The 16,920-nt window shown below is 49.4% G+C and carries 17 protein-coding genes and 1 riboswitch; of the genes, 12 read left to right on the top strand and 5 right to left on the bottom strand.

The annotated features are described in order from the left end of the window. Positions 1-240: 240 nt before the first annotated feature. The gene (locus tag QMA13_RS35330; RefSeq protein WP_282938419.1) at positions 241-771 is read left to right on the top strand and encodes a hypothetical protein; all 531 of its coding nucleotides are present in this window, start codon (positions 241-243) and stop codon (positions 769-771) included. A gap of 25 nt (positions 772-796) precedes the next feature. After that, on the top strand, positions 797-1,378 hold the full coding sequence (locus QMA13_RS35325; protein ID WP_282938418.1) for a hypothetical protein: 582 nt from the start codon (positions 797-799) through the stop codon (positions 1,376-1,378). A 95-nt stretch (positions 1,379-1,473) separates the two neighbouring features. Here QMA13_RS35325 and QMA13_RS35320 read toward each other — a convergent pair whose 3' ends face one another. The 4 genes from QMA13_RS35320 to QMA13_RS35305 form a co-directional block, all read right to left on the bottom strand. Next, on the bottom strand, positions 1,474-1,941 hold the full coding sequence (locus QMA13_RS35320; RefSeq protein ID WP_282938417.1) for a hypothetical protein: 468 nt from the start codon (positions 1,939-1,941) through the stop codon (positions 1,474-1,476). 142 nt (positions 1,942-2,083) lie between these two features. Further along, positions 2,084-2,261, bottom strand: a riboswitch (cyclic di-AMP (ydaO/yuaA leader). A gap of 160 nt (positions 2,262-2,421) precedes the next feature. Further along, positions 2,422-4,296: an ABC transporter ATP-binding protein gene (locus QMA13_RS35315; protein WP_481858080.1), complete on the bottom strand. Its 1,875-nt coding sequence runs from the start codon at positions 4,294-4,296 to the stop codon at positions 2,422-2,424. Continuing rightward, positions 4,289-6,055, bottom strand: coding sequence for an ABC transporter ATP-binding protein (locus QMA13_RS35310; protein ID WP_282938415.1), 1,767 nt, complete (start codon positions 6,053-6,055; stop codon positions 4,289-4,291). The genes QMA13_RS35315 and QMA13_RS35310 overlap by 8 nt, the downstream gene beginning before the upstream one ends. A 29-nt stretch (positions 6,056-6,084) precedes the next feature. Further along, positions 6,085-6,501, bottom strand: coding sequence for a MarR family transcriptional regulator (locus tag QMA13_RS35305; protein WP_481858267.1), 417 nt, complete (start codon positions 6,499-6,501; stop codon positions 6,085-6,087). 313 nt (positions 6,502-6,814) lie between these two features. On the opposite strand from QMA13_RS35305, the gene QMA13_RS35300 reads away from it, so the two are divergent. After that, on the top strand, positions 6,815-7,240 hold the full coding sequence (locus QMA13_RS35300; RefSeq protein WP_282938413.1) for an Rrf2 family transcriptional regulator: 426 nt from the start codon (positions 6,815-6,817) through the stop codon (positions 7,238-7,240). A 134-nt stretch (positions 7,241-7,374) separates the two neighbouring features. Here QMA13_RS35300 and QMA13_RS35295 read toward each other — a convergent pair whose 3' ends face one another. Continuing rightward, on the bottom strand, positions 7,375-7,932 hold the full coding sequence (locus QMA13_RS35295; RefSeq protein ID WP_282938411.1) for a GNAT family N-acetyltransferase: 558 nt from the start codon (positions 7,930-7,932) through the stop codon (positions 7,375-7,377). Between the two features lie 156 nt (positions 7,933-8,088). Here QMA13_RS35295 and QMA13_RS35290 point away from each other — a divergent pair, with 156 nt between their 5' ends. From QMA13_RS35290 to QMA13_RS35250, 9 genes are all read left to right on the top strand, one after another. Then, a complete protein-coding gene (locus QMA13_RS35290; protein WP_282943694.1) occupies positions 8,089-9,120 on the top strand; it encodes an LLM class flavin-dependent oxidoreductase in 1,032 nt (343 codons plus the stop codon). 10 nt (positions 9,121-9,130) lie between these two features. Then, positions 9,131-9,451, top strand: a complete 321-nt coding sequence (locus QMA13_RS35285) for a hypothetical protein (protein ID WP_282938409.1) — start codon at positions 9,131-9,133, stop codon at positions 9,449-9,451. 286 nt (positions 9,452-9,737) lie between these two features. Next, positions 9,738-11,282 (top strand): glutathione ABC transporter substrate-binding protein, encoded by a 1,545-nt coding sequence (locus QMA13_RS35280; protein ID WP_282938407.1) that lies wholly within the window; start codon positions 9,738-9,740, stop codon positions 11,280-11,282. 141 nt (positions 11,283-11,423) lie between these two features. After that, complete coding sequence (gene nikB, locus QMA13_RS35275) at positions 11,424-12,344, top strand: nickel ABC transporter permease (protein WP_282938406.1); 921 nt, start codon at positions 11,424-11,426, stop codon at positions 12,342-12,344. A 138-nt stretch (positions 12,345-12,482) separates the two neighbouring features. Further along, positions 12,483-13,385 (top strand): nickel transporter permease, encoded by a 903-nt coding sequence (gene nikC, locus QMA13_RS35270; protein ID WP_282938405.1) that lies wholly within the window; start codon positions 12,483-12,485, stop codon positions 13,383-13,385. Between the two features lie 42 nt (positions 13,386-13,427). Then, on the top strand, positions 13,428-14,426 hold the full coding sequence (locus QMA13_RS35265) for an ABC transporter ATP-binding protein (RefSeq protein WP_282938403.1): 999 nt from the start codon (positions 13,428-13,430) through the stop codon (positions 14,424-14,426). Continuing rightward, the gene (locus QMA13_RS35260; protein WP_282938401.1) at positions 14,407-15,372 is read left to right on the top strand and encodes an ABC transporter ATP-binding protein; all 966 of its coding nucleotides are present in this window, start codon (positions 14,407-14,409) and stop codon (positions 15,370-15,372) included. Before QMA13_RS35265 ends, QMA13_RS35260 begins: the two co-directional genes overlap by 20 nt. Before the next feature lie 80 nt (positions 15,373-15,452). Then, a complete protein-coding gene (locus QMA13_RS35255) occupies positions 15,453-15,590 on the top strand; it encodes a hypothetical protein (protein ID WP_282938400.1) in 138 nt (45 codons plus the stop codon). Between the two features lie 83 nt (positions 15,591-15,673). After that, positions 15,674-16,876, top strand: a complete 1,203-nt coding sequence (locus QMA13_RS35250; protein ID WP_282938399.1) for a M20 family metallopeptidase — start codon at positions 15,674-15,676, stop codon at positions 16,874-16,876. Positions 16,877-16,920: the final 44 nt, after the last annotated feature.

Below are 16,920 nucleotides of genomic sequence, written 5' to 3'. Positions count from 1 at the left end.
GCGGCAAAATGTCGCCTATCTTTTTTCTTGCAAAAATACATTTGACGTCTCTATAAGTATATTTGGAGCCGTATTGCGTTGATTGGACAAATAACATGATAGGCTTCAAAGTAATGAAAGATCATCATAGTTCCTATCAACGTTGAGGACAAGAAAGCATATATTAAAACGGAGTACCCTGAAACGGGAATTGGGTAGTGAAGGAATGAGTCGAAAATGATGTAGTGGAGGTACGGAATTATGCCGAACTATTATGTTTTTGATCAGACGACCAACCCGCTTTATATTGAGCAGGTTAATCCGTATACATTTCCGGGTGTTGATGGCTCGCCGGAAGGAAGCGCCAGTATGGCGGGATCTTTGTATATAGCCAATTTCTCGTCAAGTATTACGTCCGCGCAAAATTTAATATTACAAGTAACCAATCCGGTAGGGAGCGGTAAAACCATGTATGTTTCCCGTGTATACGGGAGCTCTTCTATTGCTGGTGCTACGGCTACGCTGCAGAAGAACGGAACGGTCACCGGATCAGCAGTTACACCCCTTAATCTTAATTTCGGCAGCTCCAATACAAGCGTCATGACAGCGAGAGGTGCTGCCGGAACGGTAACGGGAAGTCCGGTATCATTTTTAATGCTGATTTTGCCTTCAGGGCCGTTTAGTCTATCGTTCACAGGAAGTATTATTGTTCCGACCGGGAACTCATTGACGATTTCTGTAGGGCTGGGCGCAGCAACGGCATCTGCTGTAGTTAGCTGGTGGGAATACTAAAGAGAAGAGGAGGGGGGAGTACCCTATGCCGAACAAAAATGTGTTTAACACTCTCAATAACCCGGTATTTACCGAGTCCGTCAATACCTATCAAGCCCCGGGTATCGTCTCTCCGCCGGAAAGCGGAGCGAGCAAGGCAGGCAGCTTATTTTCGATTACCGGATCCGCTTCAGCGTTAGTCGTTCTTAGCCTCATCTCGGCGGTTATTACGCTAAAAATCACGAATCCGGCAGCAAGCGGTAAAACCGTCTACGTTTCCCGAATCGGAATTAGTATCGGCGGCTCCTCTTTGTTATCCGCACTTTCCGGAAGTTCTACTTTTTTAAGCGGCGGCACCTTAACATCTCCCACTACCTTGACCCCTACTAATAACAACTTCAATAGCAGCAGCACTAGTGTTATGACCGCACAATCCTCTACTTCTGCACCGACGGGTGGAACAACATTTACAACGATTCAGATGGCGCCCGGAGTATTTGCCCAAGACTATGTCGGCTCTATTATCGTCCCCCCAGGCAGCTCGTTAACTGTGAGTGTCACATCATCCAGCTCATCTGTTGGCTTAACCATTACGTCGAGCGCCAATATCACCTGGTGGGAAGCCTAGTCGCCAAATACAAAAAAAGACATCAGGCATATAACCCGATGTCTTAGTCTTGCTTCTATATTTAGGATTGCGGATATTCAATAGGAATGCTTAGTTCATAGAAAGGAAAAATAACGATCGGAATGATCGATCAAAAAGGAGCGTTCGAGCCCATTACATATTTCACTCTGCCGAGAGAGGAAGCAGCCACTTTGACATTGAGAGGCCAGCTCGGTAAGTGAAGCTCTGCCTATCGTATATCTTTGTGTCCCCCATTCCGAATGATGCTGCTGAACAAATTGAATTGCATCTGTCACGGAAGCACCCTTTAATTTGCCGAAAACGGAAACCCATTTTATAAAATCAAACCGTGGCTCTTCAACAGGCATCCCACACAGTCCCCAGCCATTTCGCCCGGTGCTAGAGACTTTCAGCAGACAAGCGGCGGTATCTTGGGCATTGGAGGGACCTTGAATCATTTGGTGTGCGAGCCGATCAAGCTGGAACAGTTCAATGGATACGATTTGGGAACCTATGATCTGAGAAAGCTGCAGATCTACTTCGATTTCGGTGGACTGGGGCATAAACGAAATACACTCCTTTTTGTTCAAGTCACAATCAAGCAGAGGTGCTTGATATTGAAAAAGCCCCGAATAGAGAGACTCTATTCGTGGGCTTTGGAGCCACAGGGGATCTTTACCCGCCATGCGGCAGCACGAAACTTTAGCATTCTCTCAAAGCGCTGACGAGGTTAGCTGTCGGATTCGGGCTTGAGAGAGCCCTACCCGGACTTTAACGAAAAGTCCAGGATTCACCCCGAGAAAGCATCCCCCAATTAACACACGGATGGATGATTCCGATGGTTCCCCCGTTTTCCCTTAGGGAAATTAAGCGATTATGTAAAGCATATGAGGTTATTGAACCGTATCATACGCCGAAGAGCATTGAATGTAAAATGCGGCTAAACGGGTTTAAAGTCGATTTTGGCTTTAGTATCGTTGTGAAAACGGAATCATTGGGCATTATCTTTGACTTTCGCTGCCGCCCTATATGCAGAGTAGGTTTTAGCCCACCCGCTTAAATTGGCTGTTGTACAGGTCGTGGTAGAAGCCCTTCTGATCCAATAATTGCTGATGTGTACCTCTTTCGATAATTTCGCCTCCGTTGATGACGAGAATTTGGTCGGCCTCGCGAATCGTACTTAACCTATGAGCAATCACGAAGCTGGTGCGCCCCTTCATCAAGGAATTCATAGCTTCTTGAATGTGCATTTCGGTGCGGGTATCGACGCTGCTGGTCGCTTCGTCTAGGATCAGAATGGCCGGATCGGCAAGTATGGCTCTTGCAATCGTAATGAGCTGCCGCTGTCCTTGACTCAGGTTGCTGCCTTCTGCCGAGAGTATGGTATCATAGCCTTGCGGCAGCTTCCGTATGAAGGTATCGGCATTCGCCAGCTTAGCCGCTGATTCAATCTCTTCGTTGGTGGCATCCAATTTCCCGTAACGGATGTTCTCACGTATCGTGTCAGCGAATAGGTAAGCATCCTGCAGCACGATGCCAAGCTGCTGACGCAGATGGTCCTTGTCGAGATTCCTGATCGGCTCGCCGTCTATCGTAATTGTCCCCTCTTGAATATCATAGAAGCGGGTAAGAAGATTGATAATCGTCGTTTTGCCTGCTCCAGTAGGGCCTACCAGAGCTATTGTGTCACCCGGCTTTGCGGTCAGCGACACATGCTTTAGGACAGGTACATCCTCTTTGTAACGGAATGACACATCATCCAGGATAACCTCGCCCTTGACGTGCTGCAGCTCTTTGCGGCTCGACGGCTCCTCGTATTCGGTCTTGGTATCCATAATCTCAAACACTCGTTCAGCGCCGGCAACGCCGGATTGAATCATATTGAATTGGTTGGCCAACTCATTAATAGGTCTGCCGAACTGTTTGGAATAGTTCAGGAAGCTTACGATAATTCCGATTGTCGTCATATCGTTAAGCGCCATCCATCCGCCTACCGCAGCCATTAAAGCAAAGCTAATATTGTTAAGTACGTTCATGATGGGGCCGATCATTCCACTGAAAATTTGCGCTTTGGACCCCGCGGCCCGAAGCTTTCCATTGATGACGTTAAAGTCCTGGATCGCTTTTTCTTCCCGGCGGAATGATTTAACGACCTTCTGCCCGGAAATCGTTTCCTCGATAAACCCGTTGATTTCCCCGAGATATTTTTGCTGTCCGGAGAAATAGTTGCGGGTATTCTTAGAGATTTTTCCAGTGATGAACATGACCAGCGGGATGGTGATCAGACTGAGCAGGGTCAGCCAAACATTCAGCTTCAGCATGAAAATCAAGGCACCGACCACCGTGATGACACTGGAAATGAGCTGCGTAACGCTCTGATTTAACGTGTTGGACACGTTCTCGATATCGTTGGTGGTCCGGCTCATCAGTTCACCGTGGGTTTTGCTGTCGAAAAACTGGAGTGGCAGCTTCTGAATCTTCCTGAACATATCTTCACGCAGCTCCCGTACTGTACGTTGGGATACTCCAGTCATGACATAAGCCTGAATCCAGGACATGACAGCGCTGAATACATACACTCCGAGAAGAGCCGCACACAGCCAGATCAGGCCGCTGTAATTGCGTGGAATAATATATTCGTCGATCGACATTCCGATCAAATAAGGACCTATTAACGCCAAACCGGAGCTGAGCGCGGTCAGAATGAACACGGAAATCAATCCAACTCGCTGCCGGCTTAAGTATTGCCACATTCTATGTAGAGTGGCTTTAGTGTTTTTGGGACGTACCTTGGCCATCATTCCCCTTGGTCCGCCTGGACCTCCGCCCATAGGACCTCCCATACCCATAGGATGGCCCATCGGTCTCATTGCGCCGCTATTATGTTCTTGCCGCTCGCTGCGGTTCAGTTCAGCCATGTGCAACGGCCCCCTTTCCTAACTGGGAGTTGTAAATGTCCTGGTACTCGGGACTGGTCTGGATCAGTTGCTGATGCGTGCCCTCGGCCACGATTCGTCCTTCTTCAAGCACGAGGATTTTATCTGCTTCAAGAACAGATGAAATGCGTTGGGCGATGACAAAGCAGGTGCTTTCACGCATCAACGACTTGATCGCCGCCTGGATCCGGGATTCGGTGCCGAGGTCAACGGCACTGGTGCTGTCGTCCAGGATGAGAATCGATGGCCGTACCAGCAGTGCGCGCGCAATGGAGATCCGCTGCTTTTGCCCGCCTGACAGGTTGACGCCTCTCTGTCCCAGCTCGGTATCATAGCCTTCCGGCATACTCATAATGAAATCATGTGCTTGAGCCGCCTTTGCTGCTGCTTCAACCTCCTCCTGCGATGCATCCGGTCTGCCGAAACGAATGTTGTCCCGAATCGTCCCTGTAAACAGGATAGCCTGTTGAAGCACCATGCCGACTTGGTTGCGAAGGTGATCCAGCGACATTTGGCGGATGTCGATGCCGTCAATCAGTACATTCCCCTTTGTTGTGTCGTATAGCCGGGGGATCAAGTTCACCAGCGATGATTTGCCGGAGCCCGTTGCTCCGAGAATCGCCACAGTCTGCCCAGGCTCTGCCCTAAAATGGATGTCCTTGAGCACAAGATCCTTTTGCTCGGAGAAGGAATCCTTGTGAGTCGAATCTTCACCATTGTAAGCGAACGATACGTGCTCGAACGTAACCTCACCCGCTCTAACAGTCCGGCTTACGGTATGGCCGTCGTCCGTAATTTCGGATTGAACCTCCATCACCTCGTTAATGCGGTCTGCCGAAGCTTTGGCCCGCGAGACGAACATCAGCATCATGCCAACCATCAAAAGCGAGAACAGCACCTGAGTAACATAGTTGACAAAAGCGATTAAATCGCCGACGGGAAGCGAGCCCTCCCAAGTAAGATTGCCTCCATACCATAGAACGGCTACGATGCTTGCGTTCAAGATCAGAGTCATGACGGGCATATTCAAAGCGACGATCCGGGTAGCCTTCATCGCTATTTCAGTGTAATCGTTGTTGACGGAACGGAATCTTTTGTTCTCGTAATCGGAACGGACAAACGCTTTGACAACCCGAATGCCCGCCAAGTTTTCCTGCAGGACATTGTTTACGGAATCGAGCTTGCTCTGCACCTTGGAAAACAGAGGAAAGGCGAAGCGGATCAGCAAATATAGCACCAAGAATAAAATCGGAATAACAACCGCCAAAATAGCGGCCAAGCGATAGCTGATGGTGACTGCCATGATTAAGCTACCGATGGCCAAGAAAGGGGCTCTAACCAAAATACGCATCGTCATCTGCACCAAGTTTTGCATTTGAACCACATCATTCGTGAGCCGAGTCACAAGCGAGCCAGCTTTAAATTGGTCCAGGTTGCGAAAAGAAAACGATTGCACTTTTTGAAACAGCTCTTTTCGTACATCGGCTCCGAAGTTCTGGGATGCAAGGCTGGAGAACAGCGTACAACCCAATCCTCCTATAAGTCCGATGAGGGTGAAGCCGATCATGAGAGCGCCTGTTTTTTGAATGTGAAGCAGGTCTTTTTGCATGATGCCTTCGTTCACGATGCTCGCCATCAGCTTCGGCTGGAGCAAGTCCATGTACACCTCAACGAGCATTAAGAGTGGAGCTAATAAGGCCGATTTCCAGTAAGGCTTTAAATACCGAAATAATTTCCACACAAATTTGCACCTCACTAATATTTTGTCGACTAAACGTTTTTCTCCATCTTTTTCAAGTTATCTTGCAGATGCAGCAGAAAGCGGCGGAGCAGCAGCTTCTCTTCCGTGGTGAAATCTTCAAACGAGCTGACCTCCAAGGACTGCATCGTTTCTTTAACTGCTTGGATCGCTTGCTTTCCTTGCTCTGTCAAGAACACTCTGGAGATGCGTTGATCTCGCTCATCCGGTTTGCGCTTTACAAGCCCGGTCTTCTCCATGCGGGTTAGCATCACCGTTAGGGTAGCAGGTTGGATGCGCAGCTTTTTGGCAAGCTCCTTCTGGCTTTGTCCGTCTTCTTCCGAGAGACGGAACAAAAGAGGAGGTTGCCCTGGATACACTTCGATTCCTTGCTCCTGAAGCAGCAGATGAAGGGTATGCCGGTGAAGCCTCATCACGTGGGACATCATATGAGTAAGAGACTCTGATGGGTTGGGATGCAAGGCGTACCCTCCTTTTTATTATTTAGGCGACTAATTCAAATTGTAAAACAGTGGAAGAAGTCAGTCAACTGAAAATATGCTTAAAATGGAGTAGGTGTAAACTAATGCAGCTTGAAATTCGTTATGGGAGTTTGTATGGAACGGAGAAATGGAGGGAGTGAGATTAATAAATGTAACAACAATAATTACAGGTTAAAGAATAACGCAACATATGATAAAATACATATACCAGAGCATGAAGCCCTGGCGGTTTATTGAAACATAGAAGAGGTGAGGCCAGATGACTATAAGCAGCCGATTTGCTGTTGCTATACACATATTATCTTTACTGGAAATCAACAAGGATGGACGGAACACGTCCGATTATATTGCTGGCAGCGTGAATACGAACCCTGTGGTCATTAGGCGAATTATGAGCATGCTGAATAAAGCAGGGCTTGTTATCACGAATCCGGGCGTAGCGGGTGCAGTATTAGCGCGGCCGATGGATCAGATTACTTTGCTGGAAGTGTATCGTGCCGTTCAAGCCGATCATCAGGAGGAGTTGTTCTCGGTGCATGAGAATCCTAATCCTCAATGTGCGGTAGGCCGCAATATTCAAGGAGCTCTGGAGATGACGTTCTCGCAAGCGCAGAAGGCTATGGAGGATGAACTTAGTAAGGTGACTTTGGAGCAAATTGTGCATCAGATGACGGAAGAATCGTAGGTCGGACGCTGCCTTTTATAATGGAGGGTAAATGAAGAGTCTTCATTATGTCACGCAAGAAACCCGTTCCCAAGCATTCAGGGAACGGGTTTCTTGACGTTGGATCTCCGAAATCTAGTTCTAGGTGAACGGGCTTAAAGCTGTTTAATCATATGAAAATAAGTATGCTTGTTAATCTCTGTTTCCTTATCCGCAGAGTAGCCCAACTTCTTATATAAAGCGCAAGCTTTCTCGTTATATTGCTCGACGTTCAAGGCTATCTTATTGTAGCCGAGCTGCCGTCCGTGCTCTTCTGCTGCGCCAATCAGCTCTGTTCCAAAGCCGCGCCCTCCCCATTCAGGGAACACGGCAAGAGCGTCGATATAATATTCATCTTCATCGGCTTCCTTATCCAGAGTCAGGCTCGGATCGTTCTTAATGAGACGCAGCTGCTCGAGAATCGGGCTGTCTATCTTTTCGGCTTGTGAGCCGTGGTAGCACAAAATCATACCGGCCACTTCGCTGTCCACCACTTTTACCAATAGATTAGTAAAGCTAAACCGATTTCCCTCTGTTTGAAAAAAGTGAGTTAATCGTTCCAGCACTTCTTGCTCTGTTTCTGCTCCCATTAATTGATATCCAATATCTTTGATCGCCTGGTGTATTAATCTTACGGCTGCAGGAGCGTCCGTCGGTTGAGCGAGTCGTATCATATTCATGCCTCCGGTTTGTTAAGTAGTCTGTAAGAATATCCCATCGGATTACAGCGGTTATTCGTCTTTCAAAAGCTACTTTTATTGTATACTATAAAAGAAAATATCGGAAATAATGACAAAGCTGTACGCAGTTTAATCGAAGACTAGCTTAATATCGAAGGAGGGAAATTAGTGCGGTTAAGCGTATTGGACCAGTCTCCCATTGCGGAGGACAGCAATGCTTCCGAAGCTTTGGCCCTCACGGGGAGGCTGGCACAGGAGACGGAGAGGCTCGGGTATACCCGGTTTTGGGTATCGGAGCATCATTCTACGATGAGCCTGGCTGGCTCTAGCCCCGAAGTGCTCATCAGCCATTTAGCGGCCCGGACTTCAACAATCCGTATCGGCTCGGGCGGGGTCATGCTGCCACATTACAGTGCTTACAAGATTGCGGAAAATTTTCGTTTGCTGGAAGCGTTGTATCCTGGTCGGATCGACCTTGGAATCGGGCGAGCGCCGGGAGGAATGCCTCTCTCGACCAGAGCGCTTCAGGAGGGCAAGGCCTCCGCATTGGATAAATATCCGGAGCAAATCAAGGATTTGATCGACTATCTTCATGATTCGCTTCCGGATACGCATGCTCACGCTGGCTTGCGTGCTACGCCAGTTGTGGATACATCGCCCGAGCTGTGGCTTCTCGGCTCGAGCGGGGAGAGTGCCCGATTGGCCGCCAAATACGGGGCAGGGTTCTCATTCGCGCAATTTATAAATGGCTATGGCGGGGCAGACGAAATGCGGGGCTACCAGCGTCAGTTTCTACCGTCCGTGCTCGGAGATAAGCCGAAATCGCTGCTAGCGGTCTTCGTGATTTGTGCGGAAACGGAAGAGGAAGCCAACAAGACGGCTTCCAGCCTGGATTTAAGACTGCTGCTGTTTGAGAAAGGGCGCAGCTCCGTGATAGGCACGCCTTCCGTAGAAAAAGCGCAGCGTTATCCGTATACTCCTTATGATCTGAATCGGATCGAGGATAACCGGAAGCGGATGATTGTAGGCACGCCTGGGCAGGTGAAGGCGAAACTGCTGCTTTTGGCTGAGCAGTATCGAACCGAGGAGCTGATGGTTGTTACGATCACCTATGATTTTGAAGCCAAGCTGCGGTCGTACCGACTGCTTGCAGAAGCTTTTGACCTTCAGGCCCGTCCTTAACAGGAGTGGAATGAATCCATTAAGCGAGAAGGAAGAGATGGTATTGTCAGTCAGCAGAGAAACGCTCAGCGAGCAGCTGAAGCAATCGATAAGCGAATGCAGACAGGATGCGGACTTACCCTTTTGGGGAGAGGTATTCTCTGTCATTCAGCAAATGAAAAAAATACCTTCCGATCAAGTGCCGCTGTACGAGATTCATCCGATCGGAGCGGTATTCTATGATGCGGACAAACGCCGGTTTATTGTCAAAATACCCGATATGGACATCATCATGAAAGACGCAGAGCTGGCAGACGCTATTGTAAAGCAGGGGTTATTTCACCCCAAGTAGACGTCAAAAACGCAAAGGCAGAGCGGCTGCTCTGCCTATTTGCCGTATGCGGAAAACGTCCATCATAGAATTATTTGAAGATAACAATAAAATTTATAAATTGTACAATAGGATGAACGCGCTGGTAGAATAAAGCCCAAGGATAATAGGTTACAGCGTCTCTCAAGGACATATGTACCCCAACAGGCATCAAAAAGATAGCGCTATCTTTTGCTGTATCGAACGGTATGGCGAGCATTAGAGCAGTATCTAGCAGGTTAGAACAGACAAAGGGGGAGTTCGTTTAATGAAGAAGGTATCTTTAGTCATCATGGCGTCACTACTGCTTATTTTATCCGCCTGTAGCGGCGGGAAGACCGAGCAGGCCGCATCAGGAGGAAGCTCAGAACCCAAAGATTTGGTGCTTGCACTAGGTTCCGAGCCAGTGAGTCTGGATCCACAGGATGCAACAGACGGCATCTCATACGATGCTACGGAGTTAATTTATGATAAACTGGTTACTTTTGATAAAGACATGAAGCTGGTACCGCAGCTGGCTAAAGAATGGACGACGTCGGACGACGGCAAGAAAATGACGTTCAAGCTGCAGCAGGGTGCGAAGTTCCAAGATGGGACTCCGGTCAATGCGGAAGCGGTCAAAGCAAGCTTCGAGCGCATTTTGAACAAAGACAACAAGCTGGCGCGCTATTCGTTGTTTGCCGAATTCGTAGATAAAGTAGCGGCAGACAGTGAATATCAGGTGTCTTTCGATCTGAAATTCCCTTACGCTCCTGCATTGTCTACCTTTGCTCATCCATCCGGTGCGATTGTAAGCATTAAGGGCGTACAGGATAAAGGCAAAAACTTTAACAAGCAGCCTGTAGGCTCTGGTCCTTATCAATTGAAGGATTGGGTATCCGGCGACAAGCTTGTGCTGGTTCCGAATAATGAATATTGGGGCGAGAAGCCGAAGCTGAAATCTATTACAATCAAGCCGATTAAAGAAAACGCTGCGCGTGCTCTGATGCTGGAAACTGGTGAGGCTGATGTTATCGCACCTGTGCCTGCGACCGATATCGAGCGTCTTAAAGGCAACGATAAAGTCAATGTAACCGTATACCCGAGCAACCGGAACCTGTATATCGGTATGAATACGCAAAAAGCGCCGTTCCAAGATGTAAAAGTACGTCAAGCGCTTAACTATGCCGTCGATAAAGATACCATTGTTAAGAAAATTTTGCTGGGTCAAGCGCAAGTATCACAAGCTGCGATCTCTGAGCTGACTTGGGGCTACTCTCCTGCTGGGGCTTATCCTTACGATCCGGAAAAAGCGAAAAAGCTGTTGGCGGAAGCTGGCGTTCAGCCGGGTACGACCATCAAGCTCTGGACTCCGGAAGGCCGCTACTTGATGGACCGTCAAATTGCCGAGTTCGTTCAAGCCAATCTGGAAGCTATCGGCTTTAAAGTGGAATTCCGTAAATGGGAATGGGGCGCTTATACCCAAGCTTACCGTGACCCGAAATCCGGCTTTGACTTGTTCCTAGTGAGCTGGGCCGTACCGAGCAATGATGCGGATGCAGGCTTAAGACCATTGTTCCAAACAAAAGGCGCGAACAACTACACGCTGTTGTCCGATCCTAAGATCGATGAGCTGTTGGATAAAGGTATGAAAACCGTCAATGCGGATGAGCGCAAAAAAATCTATGCCGATGCATTGAAGAACATCAAAGAGCAAGCTCCATGGATTTTCTTGATGGAAATGAAGCAGCCTGTCGGCGTACGTAAAAACGTTGAAGGCGTAGTGAGCTTGAATACTGAGTTGGTCGATCTGCGTCACGCTGTAAAAAAATAATTACAAGGCAGGGGATGGCGTGTCCATCCCCTTTCTAAACATGATAGAAAGTATACATTTTGGGGTTCCCCGCAAAGTACCTGAATTAGCATCGAAGCCAAGGCATCACTTTGTGGGGTTATCTTAGTCAGGAGGCGCCAAGTGGTTAGTTATATAGTCAAACGTGTGCTGCAAATGATCCCGACGCTTATTGGCGTATCTATTATAGCTTTCATTCTTATCCATGCGGTTCCCGGTGATCCGGCGCAAATGATTGCGGGTCACGAGGCTTCGGAGCAGGATGTGCAAGCCATCCGTGAGCGTCTTGGTCTGGATCAGCCTTTGTATGTGCAATACGGTACGTATGTAGGCAACTTGCTCAAGGGAGATTTGGGTACGTCGCTTCGTTCCAGCCGTCCAGTGGTAGAGGAGATTATGACGCGTTTTCCTACAACCATCATGCTGACGGTAATGGCCGTTGTCATTATGGTGGTCATTGGACTGTTCGCAGGGATCGTCTCCGCCACCAAGCCTAACAGCACGGTAGACAACACGACGATGATGATCTCATTGTTCGGGATTTCGATGCCGGTATTTTGGCTGGGTATTATGCTGATTTTAATATTTTCCTATTATTTACATTTACTGCCGTCCGGAGGCAACGACAGCTTCAAATATTTCATCCTTCCTTCACTCGCGCTTGGCTTATCGTCTTCGGCCATCCTGGCTCGGTTGACCCGCTCAAGCATGCTGGAAGTCATCAACCAAGATTTTGTCCGTACGGCTCGTGCCAAAGGGGTTAAGGAGAAATTTGTTGTTTATAAGCATGCTCTGAAAAATGCATTGATTCCCGTCGTTACGATTGTCGGCTTGGAATTCGGTCATTTGCTGGGCGGAGCGGTTTTAACGGAAACGGTATTTTCGATGAATGGGCTCGGACGGTTTATTATCCAATCGATTCAATTCCGTGACTATCCTGCCATCCAAGGCAGTGTCCTGTTCGTTGCGGCGATTTTCGTTATCGTGAACTTAATTGTCGACCTGTCCTACGGGCTTATTGATCCTAGAGTGAAATACGAGTAAACGAGAAGGTTTTAAAAACTCGCTTGAATGCGTGATTTCAAGTCGAGCTGCTACTGCAATTCGGTCTATAACTTCCTAGTAAAGTGAGTTTTTAAAACATCCTCTATAAGCAGACTTCCTAGAAAGGAGCTTAATCAGATGCAGGCAAAAGCTGCGATTCAACCGTTAGAAGAAAAAGCACCGGAAGCGTCCTACACGTATCGTTCCCCATGGAAAATGATGCTCAGCCGGTTTAAGAAAAATAAGCGTGCTTTAGTCGGGCTCGGCATGGTCGTTATTTTTATCGTGGTCGCCTTGTTCGCGCCTTGGATAGCTCCATACGACCCTTTTAAACAAGATATGCAGGTTATGCTGGAAAGTCCAAGCTCCCACCACTGGTTCGGAACGGATGAATTTGGCCGGGACTTGTTGTCCCGTATTATTTACGGAGCGCAAATCTCGTTAATGATCGGGATCGTAGGGGTGTTCATCGCCGTTATTTTCGGCGTAGCCTTGGGTACGGTAGCCGGCTATTTCGGTGGCTGGCTGGATTCGGCGATCATGAGAATTATGGATATTTTCATGGCGTTTCCAAGCTTTCTGTTGGCTCTCGCTATCGTGAGCGTGCTCGGACCGGGCATGGTGAATGTGATGATCGCCATCGGGATATTCTCCGTACCGACATTCGCACGGATTTCCCGAAGCGCCGTTATCTCCATTAAGCACAAGGAATTTGTAGAAGCGACCAAAGCGATGGGCGGGACGAATGCCCGCATCATTTTCAAACATATTATACCGAACAGTATTGCGCCGATTATCGTGTTGTCCACGCTGCGGATGGCTACGGCGATTTTGACCGCATCGGGACTGAGCTTCCTCGGGATGGGGGCGCAGCCTCCGACACCGGAATGGGGCGCTATGCTCAGCTCAGGAAGAGAATATTTGCGTACCGCCCCGCACGTGAGCACGGTGCCCGGTTTGGCGATCATGTTCATGGTGCTAGGCTTTAACATGCTGGGAGACGGCTTGCGGGATGCGCTGGATCCGAAGATGAAGCTGTAATGAATAACAAAGACCTGCATCCGCAAACGGGGAGGGAGAGCATTGAAGAGCACATTGTTTGAAATTAAAGGGCTCAAAACTTATTTTTACACCGAAGAAGGCGTCGTTCCCGCGGTAGACGGGGTTGATATTACGATACATGAAGGGGAAACAGTAGGCATCGTTGGCGAATCGGGCTGCGGCAAAAGCGTAACCTCGCTTACAGCGATGCGGCTGACCCCGGGGAAGATCGTCGAAGGCTCTATTACCTTTGACGGCAAAGATTTGCTGGCAATGAACGAGCAGCAAATGCGCGAAATTCGTGGCAATGAGATGGCGATGATTTTTCAGGAGCCGATGACGTCGCTCAACCCGGTATTTACCGTCGGTCAACAGATCGGCGAAGCGGTAGAAATTCATCAAAAGCTGGATCGAAAAGCAGCCAAAGCAAAAGCGGTAGATATGCTCAAGCTGGTTGGCATTCCGCGTCCGGAGCAGATCGTGGATGAATATCCGCATCAATTGTCCGGTGGTATGAGGCAGCGTGTGATGATCGCCATGGCGATGGCGTGCAACCCTAAGCTGCTTATTGCCGATGAACCAACGACGGCTCTGGACGTGACGATTCAGGCTCAGATCCTCGATCTGATGCGTGATCTGAAAGCGAAGCATAACACCGCTATTATGATGATTACTCATGACTTGGGCGTCGTGGCGGAAATGTGTGACCGGGTAATCGTCATGTATGCAGGCAAAGTGGTCGAGGAAGCGGATGTCGTTACCTTGTTCACCAAGCCGCTGCATCCGTATACGCAGGGCTTGATGAAATCCGTTCCGCGTCTGGATTCCGAGGAGAAGCGATTGTACTCCATTCGCGGCAACGTACCTATTCCGGGCAGCTTACGCGGCGGCTGTACATTTGCTCCGCGTTGCGATTTTGCTACGGACCAATGCAGGGTCAGCGTGCCTGAGCTGATTCAGGTTGAAGAGGGGCATTTCAGCTGCTGCTGGCTCTATCAGTCCGATAAGGAGGGAGCAGCACATGAAAAAGCCGCTTATTGAGGTTAAGAACCTTACGAAATATTTTCCGATCAAAAAAGGGCTGCTTGGCCGGACTGTGAACCATGTCAAGGCCGTTGACGGCGTCAGCTTTACTCTATATAAAGGCGAGACGCTCGGTCTTGTAGGCGAGAGCGGCTGCGGCAAGTCTACCACAGGCAGAACCCTGCTCCAACTGCTGGAGCCGACCTCGGGGGAAGTCATTTATGAGGGGACGAATTTGGTTGGGATGAAGCCGAGCGAGCTTCGCAAGCATCGCCGTGATCTGCAGATTATTTTTCAGGACCCGTACGCATCACTTGATCCCCGGCTCACCGTAGGCGATATTATCGCCGAGCCGTTGGAGATTCACCAGCTGTACCAAGGCAAGGAAAAAGAAAAGCGGATCGACGAGCTGCTGAATGTGGTTGGTTTGAACAGCTATCATGCCAAGCGCTATGCGCATGAGTTCAGCGGCGGACAGCGTCAGCGGATCGGGATAGCTCGGGCCTTGGCCCTCAATCCGAAGTTAATTGTGGCTGACGAACCGGTATCCGCACTTGATGTATCCATCCAATCTCAGGTCATTAACCTGATGCAGGATCTGCAGGAGCAGTTCCAGCTCACCTATCTGTTCATCGCTCATGACTTGAGCGTAGTGAAGCATATCAGCGACCGGGTGGGCGTCATGTATTTGGGTAGAATGGTAGAGCTTGCAGATAAAAATGAGCTGTATGCGAATCCGCTACATCCTTACACACAGGCGCTGCTGTCCGCGGTACCGAGCCCTAATCCGTTGGAGAAACGGGAGAGAATCGTGCTGCAGGGCGATGTGCCAAGCCCGGCTAATCCGCCGCAGGGCTGCACATTCCATCCGAGATGCAGCGCATGCATGGACATTTGCCGTACGGAGCGGCCTGCGATGCACAATATCGACGGTCACTATGTTGCTTGTCATTTATATAAATAATTGGTTATGGATGTAGGGTACGTTCGAGATGCCTCATTAGAAGAAGGGTTCATTTCACGTTGGTCGGTCGGGACATCACGATGAGCGTCAGCCTGTTCGTGAATATCGACCCCATGAGGCGTCCCGTACAGTTTATTGAATTCACGAAGCTAGGCATTTATGGCAGCTCCCATAGGATGATGGATGACAATAGTGTGGAAGCAGCCGATGTGATTTAGCAATTGGCTGCAAAATAAACACCTCTACCGGTAATACAAAGCTATACAGGCTATACAGGGTAGAAATGCAGGAGGTAGAGAGCATGGCACAAACAGGAAAGCAAGCCCTTTATGAAGAGGTCGAATCTTTTCGTGAAACAATGATTTCGATGAATGATTTCATACATGATAACCCAGAACTAGGGAACGTAGAATTCAAGGCGTCGGAGCTATTAATGCGCACCTTGAGGGAGAATGGGTTCATTATTGAGACCCCGATTCTCGGTCTGGCAACGGCATTTATCGCAACTTATGAAAATAAACCGGGAGGCCCAATTATCGGCCTGCTATGTGAATATGATGCGTTGGAAGGTCTTGGCCACGCCTGTGGACATAATCTGCAAGGGCCGTCGATTGTGGGTGCAGCGGTTGCCCTGTCCAAGCATATGGGCGATGCGCCTGCTACCATCCGGGTCTATGGTACTCCGGCGGAGGAAACAACCAGCGCCAAGCTGCCCATGGCCAAAGAGGGACTCTTCGACGACCTGGATGTCGCTTTAATGATGCACGGAGGCGACCGCACGACGGTAGACGGCAAATCGCTGGCATTGAATATGGTGGACTTTATATTCCAAGGCAAGTCGGCTCATGCGGCTGTAGCGCCTGAGCAGGGTATTAGTGCCTTGGATGCGGTGCTGATGACGTTCAATGGCATCGAATACTTGCGGGAGCATGTGCGCACGGATGTGCGCATCCACGGCGTTATCACTGATGGAGGCAAGGCCGCCAACGTAGTGCCGGACCGGGCGACAGCCCAGTTCTACATCCGCGCAGCGGATCGTCCATATCTCGACACGGTGGTCGAGCGGGTGTACAATGTGGCCCGCGGAGCTGCTCTGGCGACTGGCGCCGAGCTGACCATCAACGAGCTCAAGCTGCTCGATAATAAGATCAACGTGGACAGCTTGAACCGCATCATGCTGGATAACGCAGCAGAGGCCGGTGCGAGCAATATTACGCCGCCTCGTATCAATACGGGATCGACTGATTTCAGCACCGTGACGTATCGGGTTCCGGGAGCCTGCGTCCGCGTGTGGTTCGTACCGTTCGGGACATCGAGCCACACGAAGGAATGGGTCCAAGCGGGCACGAGTCCGGAGGGCCATGCGGCCATCGTCACAGCTGCTAAAACCGTTGCCGCAACGGCCTATGACCTGATCACACAGCCTGAGCTGTTAAGACAGGTGAAGGATGAATTTGCGAGGAATAAAGAAACAGCGGGCAGCCGGATCGCGGCGTCCAGCTAAATTTGCAAAAGAAGACCGAAGGAACGGCTCACAGGAGCATCGTT

It is taken from the genome of Paenibacillus sp. RC67, assembly GCF_030020805.1.
In the GTDB taxonomy this organism is placed as follows: domain Bacteria; phylum Bacillota; class Bacilli; order Paenibacillales; family NBRC-103111; genus Paenibacillus_S.
The sequence above is the reverse complement of the archived record's forward strand: the minus strand, read 5'-3'. Positions and strand labels throughout refer to the sequence as shown.